The sequence below is a fragment of the Pseudomonas synxantha genome (assembly GCF_900105675.1).
Lineage (GTDB): Bacteria > Pseudomonadota > Gammaproteobacteria > Pseudomonadales > Pseudomonadaceae > Aquipseudomonas > Aquipseudomonas synxantha.
Genome location: NZ_LT629786.1, coordinates 153,312 through 172,860 on the forward strand (window position 1 = coordinate 153,312; position 19,549 = coordinate 172,860).

Here is a 19,549-nt window from a genome sequence, read left to right on the forward strand (position 1 = left end):
TGGAAAGGGATGATAGCCGCAGGATATCGGCATCGACGGCTAGACGCGCCGGGGACACTCCGACCGCCGAACAAATCGCTAATGCGGTCGTGGCAACATTCAGGGATATTTATACTACTCTCGCGCCGATTATTGGGCAGGAAGGCGTGTTTGCGCTGTATAGGCGAAGCGTCTTTATCTGTGCCTCTCGTCACACTTGTCTCTCCAGCCTCAACGACAGCCTCGAGAAAGACTTTTCTGGATTGAGACGCCTGCTCGCGCAACAAACCAGCGACAAAGCCACAGCATACGGTGACGACTTGCTGAAGACTTTGAATGAGCTACTGATCTCGTTCATAGGATCTTCTCTATCCGTACGTCTGTTGCAGCCCGTTTGGGACAACTCTTTTAGCGACACCCCTGCGCAGGATACCTCGTCATGAATACCAAAGTGACAATCAATCGCTTGCGCACAGGTGTGCCAGGATTGGATGAGGTGCTAGGCGGAGGATTGCCGGAGTTCTCGTTCAATTTGATCGCTGGTACACCGGGCTGCGGAAAGACAACGCTGGCGCATCAAATGATGTTCGCCCTCGCTGCACCGGAGCGACCAGCTCTGTATTTCACCGTACTGGGTGAGCCGCCATTAAAGATGTTGCGGTATCAGCAGCAGTTTGAGTTCTTCGACAACGAAGCAGTGACGCGTTCGATCCGGTACATCAACCTCGCTGGCGATACGCTTACTGGCGATCTGGATGAAGTTTTGCGACGGATTGTGGCCGAGGTTGAAGCTCATAGCCCGTCGCTAGTATTCGTCGATTCTTTCCGTTCAGTGGTGCTGGCGAGCAGTACGCAGAGCAACCCGAACAATAACCTTGCGCAGTTCGTCCAGCAGTTGGGCATGATGATGACGACGTGGCAGGCCACCACATTTTTGATTGGCGAATATTTTAACGAAACGCAAAGCAACCCTGTTTTCACCGTAGCCGATGGGCTCATTTGGTTGCACCAAAGCGTTAAGCGCAACTCTATAGTACGCAAAATGGAAATCATGAAGATGCGGGGGCAGCCGACGTTACCGGGCCTGCACTCTTTTCGCATCAGCAATGCCGGCATCAAGGTATTCGCACCAGCTGTTACCCCTGTTAAGTCAAGCAGGCCTGCCGAAAACTCAGAAGCACTTGATTTTCGTCTGCTGATGGGGAATGCGCACCTGGACGAAATGCTAGGCGGCGGTTTACCTCGAGGGTATTCACTGCTGGTTGCGGGCCCTTCGGGCTCTGGCAAAAGTATTCTTGCAACGACCTTCCTCGCAGAGGGGGCGAGAGGCGGAGAAACCGGCGTGATTGCCGTGTTCGAGCAGCGTCCGAACTATGCTCAAAATGCAACACTTGCAAACCTGATCAGCACCGGCCAAGTCGGTTTGGTGGATAGTCGTTCTCCTGATTTATCAATCGAGGAGGTCATCCATATGCTGCTTGCTGAGATCAAGCGTCTTGGAGCCAGTCGCGTGGTCATAGACTCTTTGTCAGGTTTCGAATTGGCCTTGGCACCGACCTTCCGGGAAGATTTTCGCGAGTCGTTGTCGTGCCTGGTCAGCTCATTGGCGAGCGTTGGTGTAACAGTGCTGATGACCTCGGAGCTCGAGGATCGCTACACGGACCTGCGCTTCAGCCCTTACGGCACGGCGTTTTTGACCGACGCAATTATTGTTCAGCGCTATATCGAAATTGAAAGTCGGTTGTTGCGAGTCATGGCAGTGGTGAAGGTTCGCGCAAGCCAGCACTCCCATGAGTTACGTCTGTACAAAATCGACGATCAAGGCATTCATATTGGCAAAATGCTTGTTGAGCGAGAAGGTCTCTTAGGGGGCCGCCCGACTCAGAAGAACAATCAGACGTCGATGCCGCGGTTTGAGGCGGATGAACTTGGGACGCTTTCGTGAACCGCAAAACGTACGACGATAAAAAAGCGCTCGCTGCTGCGAGTATCGAGCTGACTCAGGTTGTGCAGAAAACCCAGGAGGCTCGCCTAAAGCTTGATGCTCTTGAGCAGAAAGTCGTGAACACTCAGTCCCAAGTGCTGGAAAAGCAGCAGTCCGGGCAGTTAATCGAGGCCAATGAACAACTGGTACTAGCGCTTCTCCAAGCCCAAATTGGCGTTGAACAGGCAGCCACTGCGCTACGTGAGGTTTCTCACGCCGCGCAGCTCGATGTATTGACGGGGCTTCCCAATCGCAGATTGCTACTCGGACGGTTAGCCCAGGCGATCGAAGATACGACGCCGGAGGGAGAGGGGCTGGCTGTACTCTTTTTGGATCTGAATCACTTCAAATTGATCAACGACACGTTGGGGCACAGTGTCGGCGATGAAGTGCTCAAGGAAACTGCACTGCGACTGAGTGGCGCGGTACGCAAGAATGATACGGTTGGACGATACGGCGGGGACGAGTTCATTATCTTGCTGGTAGGCACTATCAGCCATGCCGATGTATTGGGTATCTGCGAGAAGATCATCAAGGCGCTTGGAGTGCCACATCCTATCGGGAATCAGATTCTGCAACTGGCAGCGAGTATCGGGGTGAGTTATTACCCGAAAGATGGCGATGACCCACACACATTGATCGATTGCGCTGACGCGGCGATGTATCGGGCAAAACGGCATGGTATAGGGGTAGCTTTTCACAGCACCGACTTGCCTCCAGTACTGTTGCCTACCCACCTCCCAATTATCCCGGCACAAAAAAAACCGGGCGCTCACCACCCCATAGCCTCAGGAGAACACGAAAGACGCCGTGCTCAATTGCGAGAGGCGAACGAGCAGTTAGTATTAACCGCACTCAACGCGCAACAGCTCCAGGCCGTTGCGGAGGGCGCCCTGGATAAGCAGAAAAAAATTCTGGCGATGGTTGCCCACGAGTTGCGCGATCCTCTGACACCGCTAACCCTGGTGGCGGGGATGCTGATGCAGTCCTCCCATGAACGGTTGGCGACCATACAGGCGATTATTGAGCGTCAGACAAGCCATATTGCGCGTCTGGTAGACGACCTGATGGACGTATCCATGGCCCAGACAGGCAAGCTCAGACTGAACTTCCAGCCTGTAGACATAGCAACGATCATCGATGAGGCCGTCGTCGTTTGTCGTCCTGCGATCGACTTACGCTTTCAGCAACTTGTAGTGCGCAAGCCAAGGCGCCCGCTGATGATCAATGGTGATCAGCTCAGATTGACGCAAATTTTATGCAACCTGCTTGGCAATGCCTCCAAGTACACACCCAATCATGGTTCGATCAAGCTGGTTATTGATGCTGGTGCCGAGGACATTACCTTGACCTTTTCCGATACCGGTATAGGTATTAGTGCTGAGGTTCTGGATTTTATTTTTGATCCCTTCGTTCAGGATGCCCACGCCATTGGGTTCAACGGCACAGGCCTGGGGGTTGGTCTGTCAGTCGTTCGCGAATTGGTCGAGGGGCATCGAGGCTCGGTAAACGTGTTCAGCGGCGGCCTAGGGCTCGGCAGCACGTTTGTCGTCACGCTACCGTTGCCCCCGCAGTCCAAATAACTGTTTTGTGAGGGGGGCAGCTATAGGGATACAAGGAGAGGTATCTAGAAAACAAGAAAGCCCGCACTAGGCGGGCTTCTTGAGGTGATTCATAGACTGCTGTAGACATCTATGGATCGGTACTTGGTGGCTACACAGGGACTTGAACCCCGGACCCCAGCATTATGAATGCTATGCTCTAACCAACTGAGCTATGTAGCCAAGTGGCGCGCATTATTCGCCTGGAACGGCAATGCGTCAAGCCTTTTTATCGAAATTTTTTCTACGCTTTCAACTGTTTAAAGGAAAGCGCCGCTTTGGGCGACGGGCGGCAGGGGGGTCGAGCCTCTCATTCGTCAATCCAATTCTCTACAGGCACGGCTCTGATTCTCCGTGGAGGCGGCATGGATCGTGTTGGCCGCAGCCGAGTCCGTGCCGGATACGCTTTGGCTCGTTCGGTAATGCACCAGGCCTGACGGTGTTGGGCAGATATCCCTGTCGCCCAACGCTTGACCGGTTAAGCCAGGTTACTGCTGCATTGTGTTGTGAGTGACCCGCTTGAGTTGCTCACGTGCCCGGGACAGGCGCGAGCGAACGGTGCCGATAGGTATGTCCAATACGTCGGCGGTATCCTGGTAGCTGCCATCGGTCTCCAGTGAGGCATATAACGTTTTGCGCATCTCGGTCGGCAAGTGATCAATAGCGCTCAGGGTATTTTCCAGGCGCCGGTTGATCTCAAACTCCCAGTCCAGGCTGTTGTTTTCTTCCTGGCCGTGCCACAGCGACTCATCGAACTCGCAATGCGCGGGCTTGGCATACAAGCGTCGAAAGTGATTGCGGATCAAGTTCTGCGCGATGCCGCACATCCAGGTGCTGAGCGTTGCAGTGCCACTGAAACGCTCGCGATTACGCCAGGCTTCCAAGTAGGTCAATTGTAGAAGGTCATCCGCATCTTCCGGGTTGAGCACGCGTTTGTGAATGAAGCGACGGAGTTTTTTCTGTTGGTCGTCTGTCAGGTGAAGCATGAATTGAGGCGAGCTGCCAACAAGGTGAGCTATAGCTCCAATAGGGATATTCATGATGTTTTCCTTAAGGTAGACGCTGTCGAAATGATTTCGACGGCTACCTCTTTTGCACCGCCTGTGCCAACGGAGAATCTGCTGCTAACCATCTGTTTTATATGAATAAATACTTTATGGTGGTGATGCTTTTGTGCAGCAGTTTGCAAAAGGCATCAGAGGCTCGTGCAGGTTTTTTCACGCTGTCCGGTGGGCCGGATTTCGATGGAACCATCTGCGCGGGCTCTGCCACACAGGGATAATCTCTTCCTGTACTGGCCTGCCCATGAAAGTCGAATCCACCAACGAAGTGCCAACGCCCCCTCGATTGGAACTGAACACCGTCAGCCCGGTCGCCAAGCCTGAGCCGGGCAAAGGTATCGATGATCTTTTTCTGCAATTCAGCCAGGAGGTAGAGCCCAACAGCCGCACGTTGGACAAACGCAAAATCGGGGTGCGTGTGCCCCCGGTCCAGGCGTTCTCGCAGCTGTATGAGCAGCTGGGTCATCCGGCCCAGGAAAGTTTTTCGGCGATTGCACGACGGGTCAGGCTGCAATTGCTGATGCAGCCCAGCGTAGATAAATTGCTGGAATCCACTGGCGGTGACCCGGCCCGTACCTTTGTGGTACTCAAGTCGGTGTTGGAGCAGGCCGATGCTGAAGCGCGCAAATCCGAAGCCGCCCTGGCGCGGGATGCCATTGCCAAGTTGGAGATCCGCTTCAAAGGCCAGATCCAGGCAGGCTTGAATATTGCCGTGGCCTTGCAGAAGGCCGGTGGCGATCCCGAGGAGCGCCAGGCGCTACGCGCGCTCTATTACGCCAGTGTGGTGACGCGGCAATCCCTGGCGAGCATGATGCAGGCGCTGTTGGGCGTTTACGGCGACGACCGCTTTGCCCACGGGCTGAATGTGATGTCCAGTGCCTTGACCGCCGACATCGCTGCCCATGTCTCGTCTCTGCCTACGGCAATGTTGCGCACCCTGCTGGTGGGGCTGCGTAGTTGCGGTGCATTGAGCGGAGTGTTGTGCAGCTGCCGTGACTTGACCCAGAACCTGGCGATTGAGCTGCATGCGGTAAACCTGCTGCAGCGCCTGCTGGGCTACGCCAGCACCGGCATTGCCTCAAATGAAGTGATGCGCCTGGCCGACGACATGGGGGGCAACACGTCCACGCTTGTGTCTCTGAATATGCTTTACCCACTGTTTCAAAGCTTGCCGCTGGCGCTATGGCCGGATAGCCGGTCTCGCCAAGAGGCGCTGCATAATTTCCTGTTGGTGATGGATGAGCTTGCCCGTCAAGAAGGCAAGAACCCTCGCTTTCCCGACTCGAGCATTCTGGCGTGAGCGTGCTGTCCACCATCAACGGCGTATTGCTCAAGCTGGCGCAGCGTGCCGAGGTCTTGGGCGCCGTGGTGATCATGGCGATTGTGTTCATTTTCATCGTGCCGCTGCCCACCTGGCTGGTAGATATCCTGATTGCACTGAATATCTGCATTTCCTGTCTGCTAATCATGCTGGCGCTGTACTTGCCCGGGCCTTTGGCATTTTCTTCCTTCCCGTCGATTCTGCTGCTGACCACCATGTTTCGCCTGGCGCTGTCGATCGCCACGACACGATTGATCCTGCTTGAACAGGACGCCGGCGATATCGTCGAGGCCTTCGGCAACTTCGTGGTCGGCGGCAACCTGGCGGTGGGTATGGTCATCTTCCTGATCCTGACCCTGGTCAACTTCCTGGTCATCACCAAGGGCTCCGAGCGGGTTGCCGAAGTGGCGGCACGCTTCAGCCTGGACGCAATGCCTGGCAAGCAGATGTCCATCGACAGTGACTTGCGTGCCGGCTTGATCGACGGCGAGCAAGCGCGCGACAAGCGTGAACAGTTGTCTCGCGAGAGCCAGTTGTTCGGTGCGATGGATGGCGCCATGAAATTCGTCAAGGGCGACGCCATCGCTGGGTTGATCATTGTGGTGGTCAACCTGCTGGGCGGGTTTTCCACGGGGATGTTCCAGCACGGATTGAGCGCTGCCGATTCAATGGCGCTGTATTCGGTACTGACCATCGGTGACGGCTTGATTGCGCAGATTCCCGCGCTGCTGATCTCCCTGACCGCCGGCATGATCATTACCCGTGTGGCACCGGACAGGCACAAGGGCGTCACGAACATGGGGGCTGAAATCGCCCGGCAGATGACCAGCGAGCCCAGGAGCTGGATGATCGCATCGGTGGCGATGCTGGTGTTTGCGATCGTGCCTGGCATGCCGACCCTGGTGTTTATCCTGATCTCGATAATGACAGGCGCCCTGGGTTATTACCTTGACCGTCGGCGTCGTAGGCAAGCGCAGCCAGAAGCCGAAGCCGTCGAGGCCCCGCGGCCGGAAGAAAACGGCAAGGAGGACTTGCGCGGGTTCGATCCGTCCCGGCCCTACCTGTTGCAGTTTCCCTCGGCCTTGCGAGGAACGCCTGAGGTGACGGATCTCATTCATGGAATCCGTCAGGTGCGAAACTCCCTGGTTGCCAATATCGGCCTGACATTGCCGCCGTTTGAGGTCGAGATCGATGACTCACTGGCCGCCGATGAAATGCGCTTCTGCGTGCATGAAGTGCCTATGGTCAAGGCGTCGGTGGTCCAACGAGTGGCCGTGGCTCGCGCTGCGCTTACGGTTGAGCCTGAGCATGGCATACCGGGATTGGCCGAGCGCAATGAACAGGATTGGCTCTGGCTGCCACCTGATGACCCATTGCTTGATGACTCGCAGCTGGAGCGCTTCAGTGCGACAAGCTTGATCGTCGAGCGCATGAAGCAGGCGATGATGCTCAGCGGGCCGCAGTTCCTGGGGATCCAGGAGAGCAAGGCAATCCTCAGTTGGCTTGAACACAATCAACCTGAGTTGGTGCAGGAACTGCAACGCATCATGCCGATATCGCGCTTTTCGGCGGTGTTGCAACGCCTGGCCAGCGAAGGGGTTCCACTGCGCGCCGTGAGGCTGATTGTCGAGTCGCTGATCGAGTATGGCCAGCATGAACGCGAGCCGGAAGCGCTGGCCGACTATGCACGAATTGCCCTCAAGTCGCAGATCTTCCATCAGTACAGCGAGGCCGATGGCCTGCATGCCTGGTTGTTATCGCCGCAAACCGAAAACATCCTGCGCGAGGCTCTGCGCCAGACCCAGACGGGCGTGTTCTTTGCACTCGACAGCGACAATAGCGCGGCGCTGGTCAACCTGCTTAACCAGGCCTTCAGTGCCCGGGCCAAAATTAAAAGCGTGATGTTGGTGGCGCAAGACTTGCGTAGCCCTTTACGGACCTTGTTGCTCGAGGAGTTCAACCATGTGCCGGTGCTGTCCTTCGCCGAGCTGGGGAGCAATTCCAAGGTGAAGGTGCTGGGGCGTTTTGATCTTAGCCAGGATGAGTTGATGCACGGGACGTTGGCATGAACACATCGCTACTTGAGTATGGGGGGACGCACTGATGTTCGAACTCCGGGTGTTGGACGGTTTGCATCAAGGGGCCGCGCTGCCTTTGTTTGGCGAGCAATGGAGCCTTGGCGCCCACGGGGATGCCGATCTTTTGCTGGATGATCCAGGTATCGCCGAGCATCACGCGCGCCTGCTGTTGGCCGATGGTCGGTGGTCGGTGCAGGCTGAGGCTGGGCTGTTGAAAAACAGCGATGGGCAAATGTTGGCGCAAATCAGCGATCTGGCGCTCAACACTGCGTTTGTCATTGGCAGTGTCAGCTTGTGTGTCAGCCCGGCTGATCAGCCTTGGCTACAAGCGTCGGCGCCCAAGCAAGACAGGCAGGTCGTGCAACCTGAGCCCCAGACGTCGTTGCCATTGACCCTGTCGTCCATTTCGTCGACGCAGCAAAAAGGCTTGGTAAGCCTGCTTCTGTTATGCGCTGTAATCATCATGGCGGTTGGTATTATCTTCAGTGGCGAGCGCGAGGCCCAGGCATCGTTGATGCCGGCAGTGATTCAGAAGCCCGGGCTGGATTCGCCCTCCGAGGTGCGCCAGCAACTGATTAAGATGCTCACCGAGCGCGAGCTGCTCCAGCGTGTCAGCTTGCAGATCGTCAACGACCAGATAGCCCTCAATGGTGTCGTTTCCCAGGAAGAAGTGGAACTGATCGCGCGTATGCTCGACCGTTTTGCCGAGCAGTTCGATACCGGCGTGCCGGTGATCAGCCGCGTACGGGTTCGCGACGGCAGGTTGCCGTTCAGGATCTTGCAGATTGTCGGTGGCCCGAACGGCCATGTGGTACTCGAGGAGGGAACCCGGCTGTTCGTGGGCGATGAAGTGGATGGCCTGCGCCTGGTATTGATCGACAACAGCAAAGTGGTGTTCGACGGCGAGCAACGTTATGAGGTGGGCTGGTGAGGGGGTCGTTGCAGGAGCGCCTGGAGGCTTGGCAACTGAACCAGTCCCAGGCGCTGGGCAGCTTCGCCCCGGTCACGATGCGCGGACGCATTCAGCGCGTGAACGGCATGCTGCTGCAATGCCGATTGCCCCAGGCCCGTATCGGTGACCTGTGCCAGGTCGAGAAAACACCAGGTGACTACATGCTGGCGGAGATCATCGGGTTTGACCAGCGCGATGCAGTGCTGAGCGCCCTGGGCAATCTGGAAGGCGTGCGCGTGGGTGCCAGCGTTGAGCGGCTGGGGGTGCCACACCAGGTACGGGTCGGTGATGAGTTGCTGGGGCAGGTGCTGGATGGTTTTGGTCGCCCGATTGCGGGTGACGGTGCCGGCGCATTCGTCGAAGCGGACGCACCTGATGCGACCCCGGTGTTGTGCGAGGCGCCCCTGCCTACGGAACGGCCGCGGATCAACCGCGCACTGGCGACGGGCGTGCGCTCGATTGATGGGCTGATGACGCTGGGGGAGGGCCAGCGTGTCGGGCTGTTTGCCGGCGCCGGTTGCGGCAAGACCACCTTGTTGGCCGAGATCGCCCGTAACGTGGAATGCGATGTGATCGTGTTCGGTCTGATTGGTGAGCGGGGCCGGGAATTGCGCGAGTTTCTCGATCACGAACTGGATGAACAGTTGCGGGCCAAGGCGGTGTTGGTGTGCGCCACCTCTGACCGTTCAAGCATGGAGCGCGCGCGCGCCGCGTTCACGGCAACCGCGCTGGCCGAGGGTTTCCGGCACAAGGGCCAGCGGGTTTTGTTGTTGATCGACTCCCTGACCCGCTTCGCCAGGGCGCAACGCGAAATCGGCCTGGCTGCCGGTGAACCCTTGGGGCGTGGTGGTTTGCCGCCGTCGGTCTATAGCTTGTTGCCGCGGTTGGTGGAGCGCGCCGGGTTGACCCGCGAAGGTGTGATCACGGCTATTTACACGGTGCTGATCGAGCAGGACTCCATGAACGATCCCGTGGCGGATGAAGTGCGCTCTCTGCTCGATGGTCATATCGTCCTGTCACGCAAGCTGGCCGAGCGCGGTCACTACCCGGCGGTCGACGTCCTGGCCAGTCTTTCGCGGATTTTAAGCAATGTCGCTGAGCCCGCGCATATCCGTGCCGGTACGGCGTTGCGGCGCCTGCTGTCGGCTTACCAGCAGATCGAGCTGATGCTCAAGTTGGGAGAGTATCAACCCGGCAACGATGCCCTCACCGACCTGGCAGTCGACAGTCGGCAGGCGGTAGACGGGTTTCTGCGCCAGGACTTGCGGGAACCTTCGCCGCTAGCCGTCACCATGAACCAACTGACTGAGCTGACTGCCCATGTCCCATTCTGAAATGTTATCGGGTGAAATCGATACCTTGCGACGCCTGCGCCGACATCGTGCCGATCGTGCGGAGCGTGCGTTGCGTGAGGCAAAACGGGCTCAGCAAGCGCTGGTCGCGCACATCCGCGAAATGCAGGAGGTGCTCGAGCGGACTCGCCAGGAAGAGGCCCGGCAATGTGCGCAACTATTGAGCGAGCACCAGGGGCAGGTGGTGACGTTCAAGGCGCTGAAGAACTGGAGTGCCAAGGAGCAGGAATTGTCGGCGGGTACGCAGCGCGAAGAACACCAATTGCTGCGGCTGCAAGGGCGGCAGCAAGAGCAGGTGGTGCAGGTCAACCAGGCGCAAAAGCAGGTCACTTTATGCTTGCGCCAAGTAGAAAAAATTCAAGAGTTGTCTGATTTACTGCGGCAGGAGCCGATATGAAACAGGTTGCAGTTACGACACCTGAACGTCAGCGCCCGCGCGATGAGCGTGCACCCGAGTTCAGTGCCTTGGTGCCTTGGGAGCAACGGCGACTGTTTAGCCAGTTGTTTGACGATGATGGTCAGGGCGAGGGCGGATACGGAGCTTCTCTGAACGGAATCAAAGCGTCGGGCGATGTCGCCATGATCGAGGCGCTGACCGAGCAGTTGGCGCCGCGAATGCTCGTCGGTCCGCAGTGGCCGTTGATGGCGGTCTTTCACCTCGGACGCCTTGGGCGGATCAATGCCGATATTCGTCGAGAGCAGGGCAGTTGGAGCGTTGAGCTGGACGCGGAGCAAGACGCTTCGGCGCGCTGGCTCAGTGGGGTGCGCCAACAATGTGAGCAACGTCTGGCTGCGAGCATGGGTCAGCCCGTGAATTTGTACTTGGCCAGATCGGCGCAGGCATGATGCTGCCACCTCTTATATTTCCTACGTTCAAGGCTGATATCGCGGTTGCCCGACAGCGGTTGGGGCACGGGATGCGTATGCCGTTTGAAGTCGCCGGCTCAAGTGGCGAGTTGAAAATGGAGCCTGGTGCTGCCCCTGTGGGTATCCAGCCGCTCTGTTTCGAAACCGCCTGCGGGGTATTGGCCTTCAGCGAGCCGGGACCGCAATTGAGCTTGATGGGTGAATGCCCGGTGACACTGGCGCAGGCCGGCAACGATCCGGATGCCTGGTTCTGGGCCTTGTTCCAGCATCATCTGAGCCCCCAGGTGCAGGCGCTGTTTGGTCATCTGCGTTTACTGCCAGGCACCCGGCCCTTGAACTTTGGCTGCCGATTCTGCGTGACGCTCGGCGCGTCCCGTGTTGCAGGCCACCTGTGGCTATCCGTCGATAGCTTTCTGGCGTTATGCCAGGCAGGGCCCTGGCGCCCCATGGCCAAGCCAATGCCGACGCAGTTTCAACTGGCGATTGACGTGACGCTGGGGCGCCTGCAGTTGCCAGTGCACCAATTGCACAGCTTGCGGGCCGGTGACGTGCTGGTGCTTGAACAGGCCTTTTTCAGCGCGTCGGGAACCGGTCATGTACAGGTTGGCAAACGACGCCTGGTGGGCTGGATTGACGCCGAGTCCGGGCCGATGCGCCTGACCCTTACTTCTATCGAGGACATGCTTGTGGACGAGGATTTTGCAGCACAGCCCTACTCAGGGCATGAGGATGAGACGGCAGTGACGGATGTGTTCGGGCATGAGCCGTTCGATGAATTGAGCATGGCGCTCAATGTGCGTTGCGGTACGCTGAATCTGACGCTCGGCGAATTACGCAACCTTGCACCTGGCGCGGTGTTGGGAGTCTCCGGGTACGCCCCCGGCACAGCCGGCCTCTATTACGGTGACCGCCCTCTCGGCCTGGGCCAGTTGGTTGAAGTGGATGGGCGACTGGGGCTGCAGATGTCTCGCGTGATTTTTTCTCGATGAGTAGTTTCCAGGGAATAGATCCGGTCGTCCTGGCAATATTTCTCGGGGCGCTGTCGTTGATGCCCATGCTGTTGGTCGTCTGCACCGCGTTTCTGAAGATCGTGATTGTGTTAATGATCACCCGCAATGCCATCGGTGTGCAGCAGGTGCCTCCAGGGATGGCGATCAACGGCATTGCGCTGGCGGCGACCCTGTTCATCATGGCGCCTGTCGGTTACGAGATGGCCGAGATCGTCAAGGTGTCCCCCCTGGACCTGACCAGCGTGGGCGCACTCCAGCAGACGGGAATGGAAGCGATCAAACCATTGCGCACCTTCATGCTGCGCAACAGTGCCCCGGATATTCTGACCCACCTGCTGGAGAACTCCGAGCGCATGTGGCCGGCGCAGATGGCGCAGGAAGTCCAGCGTGAGGACCTGATCCTGCTGGTTCCAGCCTTTGTACTATCGCAGTTGCAGGCGGGGTTCGAAATTGGCTTCCTGATCTATATCCCTTTTATCGTGATTGACCTGATCGTCTCCAATCTCCTGCTCGCGCTGGGTATGCAAATGGTTTCGCCCATGACTATTTCCCTGCCGCTCAAATTGCTCTTGTTCGTGATGGTATCCGGGTGGTCGCGATTGCTCGACAGCCTGTTCCTTTCCTATCTCTGAGTGGCTTATGGAACCGATCGTACTGTTCAAGCAGGGCATGCTGCTGGTGGTTATGTTGACGGCGCCGCCGCTGATTGTGGCGGTGGTGGTGGGGGTCCTTACGTCCCTTGTGCAAGCGCTGATGCAAGTGCAGGACCAGACACTGCCTTTCGGTATCAAGCTGGTGGCGGTGGGTATCACCTTGATCATGACCGGTCGCTGGATCGGTGTGGAGCTGGTCCAGCTCATGAACGTGACCTTCGACATGATCGGTCGTTCGGCCCTGCACTGAGGTCTCGCCTGTGCTGCTATATCTTGAGTATTTGCCCAGCTTGCTGGTCGCCATGGCGCGTATCTACCCCTGTGCCTTTCTCGTGGCGGCATTCTGTTTCCAACACATACGTGGCATGCCCCGGCACACTATCGTGATGGTCCTCGCACTGCTGCCGGCGCCGGCTGTTCATGCGGCGTTGGAGGGCCAGGAGCTCTCTGCGTTAATGATCGGTGGGTTGGTTCTGAAAGAGCTGGCCCTGGGAATTTTGATGGGCGTATTGCTGTCGATGCCGTTCTGGATGTTCGAGTCGGTTGGTGCGCTATTGGATAACCAGCGTGGCGCCTTGGCGGGCGGCCAGCTCAACCCCTCGCTGGGGCCGGATGCAACGCCGGTCGGGCACTTGTTCAAGCAACTGGCGATTTTTCTGTTGATGGCCAGCCTGGGGCTGGGAGCGTTGACCCAAGTGATCTGGGACAGCTACCTGGTGTGGCCACCGACGGTGTGGTTTCCGCTGCCCGCTGCCGATGGGTTCAGTACATTTGTCGACCTGCTCGGGGACACGTTCACGCACATGGTGCTTTATGCCGCCCCCTTCATTGCGGTACTGCTGTTGTTGGAGTTCGGCATTGCGCTGCTGGGGGTCTACAGTCAGCAATTACAAGTGAGTACCTTGGCGCCGCCCCTCAAGTGCCTGGCGGGTATTGGTGTCCTGCTGCTGTACTTTGCGTTGTTGCAGGACCTGATTGTTGGGCGCATGGGCTTGCTCACAGACCTCAGGCACTCCCTGGGGGGATTGTTCAAGGTTTCGGTGCCATGAGTGATTCAGGAGAAAAAAAGCACCCCGCGTCAGCCAAGAAACTGCGTGATCAGCGTAAGAAAGGGCAGGTCGCCCAAAGCCAGGATGTAGGTAAGTTGCTGGTGCTGACGGCCATCACTGAAATCGCCTTGTTTACCGCCGAGACCAGCCTGCAACGTTTCCAGCAACTGATGTTATTGCCGATTTCACGCTCGACCCTGCCTTTCCCGCAGGCGTTGGAAGAAGTAATGGTCGAAAGCGTGATGATGTTCTTCTCATTCGCCCTGCTGATGGCTGCGGTGGCGATTATTACTAAGCTGGTCAGCAGTTGGATGCAGTTTGGGATCCTGTTCGCCCCGGACACCCTCAAGCTCGATTTCAACCGTCTCAATCCGCTCAATCAACTCAAGCAAATGTTCTCGGTACAGTCGTTGATGAACCTGTTGATGAGTGTGGTCAAGGCGGCGCTCCTGGGCCTGATCCTGTACGTGGTGATCTGGCCTTCCCTGGGCGTATTGATCAACCTGGCCACCAGCGACCTGCAGAGCTACATCCTGGCATTGATCGCTTTGTTCCGCCATTTGCTGCATGCCTGCCTGGGGTTATTGCTGGTGCTGGCGCTTATTGACCTGACCATGCAGAAGTACTTCTTCGCCAAGCGCATGCGCATGACTCAAGTGGAAGTCGTCAAAGAGTACAAGGATATGGAAGGCGACCCGCATGTGAAGGGGCAGCGCCGCGCCTTGGCACAGCAATTGGCCCAGGAGGAGCCGAAGGTCAAGCTGCCCAAGCTGGAGGAGTCCGACATGCTGGTGGTCAACCCGACGCACTTTGCCGTGGCCTTGTATTACCGCGCCGGCGAAACGCCGCTACCGCTGTTGGTGGAGAAAGGTACCGATGATGATGCCCGTGCGTTGATCGCCCGGGCCAAGAGGGCGGATGTGCCCGTGATCCAGTGTGTCTGGTTGGCACGTACGCTGTATACGAAGAAGCTGGGGGCGAATATTCCTCGTGAAACCTTGCAAGCCGTGGCGTTGATCTACCGTACCTTGCGCGAGCTTGATGATGAAGCCAAGCGTGAGACCCTGGAGTTGCCAGAGCTTGATCTACGTTGACTAACGTTGGGGAGGCGCATCCAGGGTTGCAAGATTGGCCAGCGACAACATTCGGCTGAGGGTCCTGTCGAACAGGGTGCGCTGCGGGGGCAGCGCATGCCAGATCACCAGGGCGTCCTGCGCGTCGATGTAGATGAAGCAACCATCGAATGCCACGGCTTGCTCGAAACGGCGCTCCAGCACCTGCTGTAATTGTAACGGTCGCAATGTTTCGCGTGTCACGTGCAGGGCCAGTCCTTGGCAGGCTCCGGCCTGCATGCCACTGACTGTCACGCCTGGGGCAAGTGCCAGGTGAGCGGCAGAGCCGCCCACCAGGCTGTCGAGGAAGACCTGGCGCTGATCGTCCGGCATTCCTTGAGCGCTCATCGCTCCAGCGACACCGTCTGATAGTCCGCCCGTTCCCCCGCGGGGCCGGGTTCGACGCGCATTTGCGGCGGCCACCAGATCACCAGCTTATCCTTGGTCGATTGGGGGCGTGAGCAGGAGTCGCCCTTGCAGGTGGGCGTACAGCCGACGACGAGCAGTGCCGCGCCGATCAGTGAGGCGTATAGCAAGCGGTGTTTCATGGCTTGGCCTTCTGGGTTGGAGTGATCAGAGAGGGGCGCGGCACGCTGAGGTGTTCATCCTTCACCACCGGACGCATGGCGATGAACACTTCTGCTTCTTCACCTGGCTTGAGCCAGGCCCGTGGCCAGACACTGACGGCCAGGGTTTGTGCATTACTGCATTCCTTTTCGTCGATACGCACATTGCGGTTGAACTGGTTGCGCAGCACCACCACTGCCACGTTGTACTGCGGGCCGGCATACCACTGGCTGCGTTCGGTGTTCAGCGCCAGCAAGTTGCGAGTGCTGCACAATGTGTTCAGCCCCAGTGGCATCGGCGCTGCCTTGAAGGCCTTGGGCACTTCCCCGCTGACCAGGTGCGCCAGGGTGCTGATAATGTCACTGCGCTTGATCACCGGCTGGTGAGGGTCATAGCGCCTGACCAGTGGCGCGAGAGCGGCCTGCAATTCGACCTGGTCGGCCTGCGGCAAGTAGCGTGACGGGTCGGCCTGGTCGCCAATGACGCGGGGCGTGAGGATGAACAAGCGTTCACGCCGATTGTTCTGTCGTTCAGTCGAGGAAAACAGTGCCTTGCCTAATAGCGGGATATCACCCAGCAGCGGTACCTTGCTGAGTCTGTCCGTGCTTTCGGTGACATGGAAACCGCCGACTACCAGTGAACGTTTTTCCGCCATGATGGCCTGGGTGCTGACCTTGCCTCGGCGCACATCGAAGCTGTCGGGGGTGGGGTTGGCTTCTTCGAAGTTACCGTCCTCGATATCTACCAGCAGCTGGATTTGGTGGCCTCCACGGCTAGTAATCACGCGTGGCACTACCTGGAAGCTGGTCCCTACGGTAATCGGTAGAATCGTTGCGTTTTCCCTACCGCGAGACAGGTATTGGGTTCGGTTGAAATCGATCACTGCTGGCTGGTTTTCCAGCGTCAGCACTGACGGATTGGACACCATGGTTGCCAGGCCCTTGGCCTCCAGCGCGCGTATGTCAGCCTCGAAGCGGTCACGGTTTCTAATGGTCAACTGAGTGTTGCCGGGAGCCACATCGGCCCCACCACTGAAGCGACTGTTCTGAAAGCCCCACTTCACACCGAATTCGCGTAGTTGCGTGCGCTCGATATCGAGGATGATCGCATCGATTTCCACCAGTTTACGCGCCACATCGAGTTGGGTAATCAGCTCTCGGTACATCGCCTGCCGTTCCGGCACGTCATAAATCAGGATGGCGTTATTGCGCAAGTCGGCTTCGACGCGGATACGGGCTGGGCTGACGGGGGCCCGCGGGGTGATTGAGATGCCTGCATCGGGCGAGCCGTTCACCCCGTTTGTCGCGGGCGACCCGAGCATTTGCCCCAACAACGGGTTGCTCAGGCGTGGAGCCAGCGGGGTAACGAAAGGGGGCTGGGTGGTGGAACGTTGTGCCTGCGCCGAAGATGTCGAGGGTGAGCGCGGCTCCAGCAGCCCTCGGAGCATGGTGGCCACACCAGGGATGATGATTTTTTCGTTACGGTATTCCATCTGGCGATCCGCCGCGCTGGCGAATTTGAGCGGATAGCTCAACACGCTCTGTTTTTCATCCGCGGAACGGCGCTGGCTGCTGAATCGCTTGATCTGTTCGATATAAACCTTGGGGCCGGAGACCAGCACGACTCCGTCCTCCGGCAACTCGCCCCAGCCGAACCGACTGTCGAGCAGGCCTATGTCGGTGAGCGCCTGCTTGAGATCGGAAATGGTCTCGGAAGAGACCTCCAGGCGCGCGGAGTCTTGCTGGTCGAGGGTGCTGACATAGAGTGTGTTGTTGTACATGTACCATTGGAAACGGTGCTCGACCCCGAGCCGGTCGAGCAATGATTGCGGCGTGTTGGCGCGTATCTTGCCATTGACGTTACCTTCGAGCAGGCCCTCGACTTGAAGTTGCGTACCAAACGTCTGGGCAAAATCCTCCAGCACTTCGCGTACGGGTTTGTGCTGTGCTTCATAAGCGTAGGCAGTGTTTTTCCATTCGGGCGGAATGGCGGCCAGCGTGCTGTCCAGTGGCAACAGCCATCCGGGTAGCAGGATCAGCCAGCCCCAGGCGGCGCGACGGGTGGCAGTAGATAGGTGAGGGCGCAAGCGTTTGTGCTTGTCGATTTTATCAGGCATGGGAAGGTCTCTGGTTAATGCGGTATCGAGCGCAGTGACGTGGGGACGAATGCACGTGCAGGCCGGGCCTGGCGTGCCACGATGGCGCGCCAGGTGTCGCGTTGGTTAAGAAGGGATTCGAGGCACTTGGCGGGCTGTTCGCGGTGGTCCATCTCCACACATTGAACAAGCCAAAGCGTGCCGGTAGTGGGTGACTGCGCCAGTGCGCCCTGGAAATAGCTCAGGCTGGGGCCTCCCAGGCGCATCCAGGTGCGCAGCGAGGCGTTGTCCTCGCCCGCTTTGGTCAACTGGACCTGTATCAGCAGTTTGTTCGAGACGCGCAGAAAGTTGATTTCGTCGTCATTCTCGAACAATGTGAGCTGCTCTTCGTGGCCGTTTAACCAGCCGCCAATGAGTGCGTGCAACTTACTGCACACCATCCAGGGCTGTCTTAAGCAGCGTATGCCTGGAGCGGACTTGTTCGTTGAAAGCGATAATGGAGAGTTTCTGTTGTTTCACTAGATCGCTGAAATACTCGATGTCGCCATCGAATGATTCCGTGTCTTTATAGGCGGTATTCACACGCTTGGTGTCAGATTGAACCTGCTTCAACAGGTGAGTGTTCAGGTTTCCGTAGAAGTCCATGAGTTTTACTCCAGATGTGTCTGAACTGTGTGGCGGGTTGTTTGTCACCAGTTCCATCGGCGGACATGTTTTTTAAAAATATCGCTGCCTTCATCGCTTTTTCGTTGATGTTTCCTACGCGCTCGCAAACAAAATTTCGCGCATTGATGCCCAGTCGATGCGGAAGTCGCCTTCGTCTGTTTCCAACAGCAACGTTTGAGGTTTGACCTGGTCATCAGGACGAAGCCTCCAAAGCGTAGAGTCCAGTTTGGCCAAGGCTTGGGCGATGTGATCGTGCTCAAGGGGGTGGCAAACCAGCGTTGCCTTGATCGGGGGGATTTGCGTCGCTACCAGCTGTTTAATCAATGCCGAAAGGCGTTGGGGCTGAGGCACTTCCTCCAACAGGCAGTGGAAGGCTTGGTTGGCGATGGAAGTGGCGTAGTGCTCAAGGTTGTCGCACATCGCCTGGCGTTGGCGCTCCCAGGCGCTGAGCTGCGCGTTGGCCCGTGACCAGAAGTCGAGACTGGCCTGTTCAAGCAATTCTTCGCGGTGTTCAGCCGCCTGGTGCAAGAGTTCGTCGGCTTGGGCCTGGGCGCTACCCAGTAGCTGCCCGGCCCGCGAGCAGTCGGCAAGCATTTCCCGGGTAATCAAAACCTTTGGCTGCCCGGGGGCACCGTTGTGCAACTCAATTCTGCGTAGGGTCAGCATGGACAAGGCTCCGATTTTTTGCAGTTAACGATGGGTGAGTTCGCTATGCGTTGCGGCGATACGCCAGACAATGGCTTGCCAGAGCGTATTGAGCCGGCCATGGGCGTCGTCAAGTGACAGGTATGTGCTTTCAATTGCCTGCACCCGATGGGGGACCAGGCGCAACCGCAGACGCTGCCAGACAGCAGGTTCGACCCAGGCCCGCAGCAATTGCAGTGAATCGTCGTCCGGTTGCAGCAAGGCCCCGGGATGCAGAGCCTTGGCAAGGCGTTCGCACCACTTGCGGTGTTCGTCGCACAAGGGGCTGTCGAGGTTGGGATGGCACGTGAGATCCAGTAGCGCTATTGCCAGATCAATCTGCTCCGGTGATGCCAGTGCCAAGCCAAGCACCGTTGCACACGGGGCAGGAGGCAGGCACGGCTCTATGCCCAAGGCGGCACATGCCAGCCCGGGCCGGCTGCGACACAAGGGCAGCACTGCGTCATAGGCGTGGGTGCTGGTTGCCTCCGGGTGCGAAGATAGCCAGGGGCTGGCCC

Annotated in this window: 21 protein-coding genes and 1 tRNA gene; 13 read left to right on the top strand and 9 right to left on the bottom strand. The window is 58.0% G+C overall.

Annotated features, from left to right (window positions below):
• Positions 1-418: 418 nt before the first annotated feature.
• Both BLU48_RS00660 and BLU48_RS00665 read left to right on the top strand, forming a co-directional pair.
• Positions 419-1,924 carry an ATPase domain-containing protein gene (locus BLU48_RS00660; RefSeq protein ID WP_057024844.1) on the top strand — a complete coding sequence of 502 codons (1,506 nt, stop codon included), beginning with the start codon at positions 419-421 and terminating at the stop codon, positions 1,922-1,924.
• A complete protein-coding gene (locus BLU48_RS00665; RefSeq protein WP_057024845.1) occupies positions 1,921-3,546 on the top strand; it encodes a diguanylate cyclase domain-containing protein in 1,626 nt (541 codons plus the stop codon). The genes BLU48_RS00660 and BLU48_RS00665 overlap by 4 nt, the downstream gene beginning before the upstream one ends.
• A 124-nt stretch (positions 3,547-3,670) precedes the next feature.
• Here the strand turns inward: BLU48_RS00665 and BLU48_RS00670 are convergent.
• Both BLU48_RS00670 and BLU48_RS00675 read right to left on the bottom strand, forming a co-directional pair.
• Positions 3,671-3,747: transfer RNA gene (locus BLU48_RS00670), tRNA-Met, on the bottom strand.
• A gap of 305 nt (positions 3,748-4,052) precedes the next feature.
• Complete coding sequence (locus BLU48_RS00675) at positions 4,053-4,604, bottom strand: RNA polymerase sigma factor (protein ID WP_057013785.1); 552 nt, start codon at positions 4,602-4,604, stop codon at positions 4,053-4,055.
• 265 nt (positions 4,605-4,869) lie between these two features.
• Here BLU48_RS00675 and sctW point away from each other — a divergent pair, with 265 nt between their 5' ends.
• The 11 genes from sctW to sctU are packed head-to-tail and all read left to right on the top strand — an operon-like array spanning position 4,870 to position 15,001.
• Positions 4,870-5,925, top strand: a complete 1,056-nt coding sequence (gene sctW / locus BLU48_RS00680; protein ID WP_057024846.1) for a type III secretion system gatekeeper subunit SctW — start codon at positions 4,870-4,872, stop codon at positions 5,923-5,925.
• Positions 5,922-8,015, top strand: a complete 2,094-nt coding sequence (sctV, locus tag BLU48_RS00685; RefSeq protein ID WP_057024847.1) for a type III secretion system export apparatus subunit SctV — start codon at positions 5,922-5,924, stop codon at positions 8,013-8,015. Before sctW ends, sctV begins: the two co-directional genes overlap by 4 nt.
• A gap of 34 nt (positions 8,016-8,049) precedes the next feature.
• On the top strand, positions 8,050-8,955 hold the full coding sequence (locus tag BLU48_RS00690; RefSeq protein WP_057024848.1) for an FHA domain-containing protein: 906 nt from the start codon (positions 8,050-8,052) through the stop codon (positions 8,953-8,955).
• The gene (locus BLU48_RS00695; protein ID WP_057024849.1) at positions 8,952-10,310 is read left to right on the top strand and encodes a FliI/YscN family ATPase; all 1,359 of its coding nucleotides are present in this window, start codon (positions 8,952-8,954) and stop codon (positions 10,308-10,310) included. Before BLU48_RS00690 ends, BLU48_RS00695 begins: the two co-directional genes overlap by 4 nt.
• Positions 10,297-10,725 carry a type III secretion system stalk subunit SctO gene (gene sctO / locus BLU48_RS00700; RefSeq protein WP_046070786.1) on the top strand — a complete coding sequence of 143 codons (429 nt, stop codon included), beginning with the start codon at positions 10,297-10,299 and terminating at the stop codon, positions 10,723-10,725. The genes BLU48_RS00695 and sctO overlap by 14 nt, the downstream gene beginning before the upstream one ends.
• Positions 10,722-11,174 carry a type III secretion system HrpP C-terminal domain-containing protein gene (locus BLU48_RS00705; protein ID WP_057024850.1) on the top strand — a complete coding sequence of 151 codons (453 nt, stop codon included), beginning with the start codon at positions 10,722-10,724 and terminating at the stop codon, positions 11,172-11,174. The genes sctO and BLU48_RS00705 overlap by 4 nt, the downstream gene beginning before the upstream one ends.
• Positions 11,171-12,184 carry a FliM/FliN family flagellar motor switch protein gene (locus BLU48_RS00710; protein ID WP_057024851.1) on the top strand — a complete coding sequence of 338 codons (1,014 nt, stop codon included), beginning with the start codon at positions 11,171-11,173 and terminating at the stop codon, positions 12,182-12,184. The genes BLU48_RS00705 and BLU48_RS00710 overlap by 4 nt, the downstream gene beginning before the upstream one ends.
• A complete protein-coding gene (sctR, locus tag BLU48_RS00715; protein ID WP_057024852.1) occupies positions 12,181-12,837 on the top strand; it encodes a type III secretion system export apparatus subunit SctR in 657 nt (218 codons plus the stop codon). The genes BLU48_RS00710 and sctR overlap by 4 nt, the downstream gene beginning before the upstream one ends.
• 7 nt (positions 12,838-12,844) lie before the next feature.
• Positions 12,845-13,108 carry a type III secretion system export apparatus subunit SctS gene (gene sctS, locus BLU48_RS00720; protein ID WP_057013794.1) on the top strand — a complete coding sequence of 88 codons (264 nt, stop codon included), beginning with the start codon at positions 12,845-12,847 and terminating at the stop codon, positions 13,106-13,108.
• 10 nt (positions 13,109-13,118) lie between these two features.
• Positions 13,119-13,907 carry a type III secretion system export apparatus subunit SctT gene (gene sctT / locus BLU48_RS00725; RefSeq protein ID WP_057024853.1) on the top strand — a complete coding sequence of 263 codons (789 nt, stop codon included), beginning with the start codon at positions 13,119-13,121 and terminating at the stop codon, positions 13,905-13,907.
• Complete coding sequence (gene sctU / locus BLU48_RS00730) at positions 13,904-15,001, top strand: type III secretion system export apparatus subunit SctU (RefSeq protein ID WP_057013796.1); 1,098 nt, start codon at positions 13,904-13,906, stop codon at positions 14,999-15,001. The genes sctT and sctU overlap by 4 nt, the downstream gene beginning before the upstream one ends.
• Here sctU and BLU48_RS00735 read toward each other — a convergent pair whose 3' ends face one another.
• The 7 genes from BLU48_RS00735 to BLU48_RS00765 all read right to left on the bottom strand — a co-directional run bounded on the left by BLU48_RS00735 (position 15,002) and on the right by BLU48_RS00765 (position 19,403).
• Complete coding sequence (locus BLU48_RS00735) at positions 15,002-15,367, bottom strand: transcriptional regulator (RefSeq protein ID WP_082636719.1); 366 nt, start codon at positions 15,365-15,367, stop codon at positions 15,002-15,004. It lies immediately after the preceding gene.
• Positions 15,364-15,567, bottom strand: a complete 204-nt coding sequence (gene hrpT, locus BLU48_RS00740) for an HrpT family type III secretion system protein (protein ID WP_057024855.1) — start codon at positions 15,565-15,567, stop codon at positions 15,364-15,366. The genes BLU48_RS00735 and hrpT overlap by 4 nt, the downstream gene beginning before the upstream one ends.
• The gene (gene sctC, locus BLU48_RS00745) at positions 15,564-17,702 is read right to left on the bottom strand and encodes a type III secretion system outer membrane ring subunit SctC (protein WP_057024856.1); all 2,139 of its coding nucleotides are present in this window, start codon (positions 17,700-17,702) and stop codon (positions 15,564-15,566) included. The genes hrpT and sctC overlap by 4 nt, the downstream gene beginning before the upstream one ends.
• Before the next feature lie 14 nt (positions 17,703-17,716).
• Complete coding sequence (locus tag BLU48_RS00750; RefSeq protein WP_057024901.1) at positions 17,717-18,106, bottom strand: type III secretion system chaperone; 390 nt, start codon at positions 18,104-18,106, stop codon at positions 17,717-17,719.
• Between the two features lies 1 nt (position 18,107).
• On the bottom strand, positions 18,108-18,326 hold the full coding sequence (locus tag BLU48_RS00755) for a hypothetical protein (RefSeq protein WP_057024857.1): 219 nt from the start codon (positions 18,324-18,326) through the stop codon (positions 18,108-18,110).
• A 114-nt stretch (positions 18,327-18,440) separates the two neighbouring features.
• Entirely contained in the window at positions 18,441-19,013 is a 573-nt protein-coding gene (gene sctL, locus BLU48_RS00760) for a type III secretion system stator protein SctL (protein WP_057024858.1), read from the bottom strand.
• A 24-nt stretch (positions 19,014-19,037) separates the two neighbouring features.
• Positions 19,038-19,403 carry a type III secretion protein gene (locus BLU48_RS00765; protein WP_231989054.1) on the bottom strand — a complete coding sequence of 122 codons (366 nt, stop codon included), beginning with the start codon at positions 19,401-19,403 and terminating at the stop codon, positions 19,038-19,040.
• Positions 19,404-19,549: the final 146 nt, after the last annotated feature.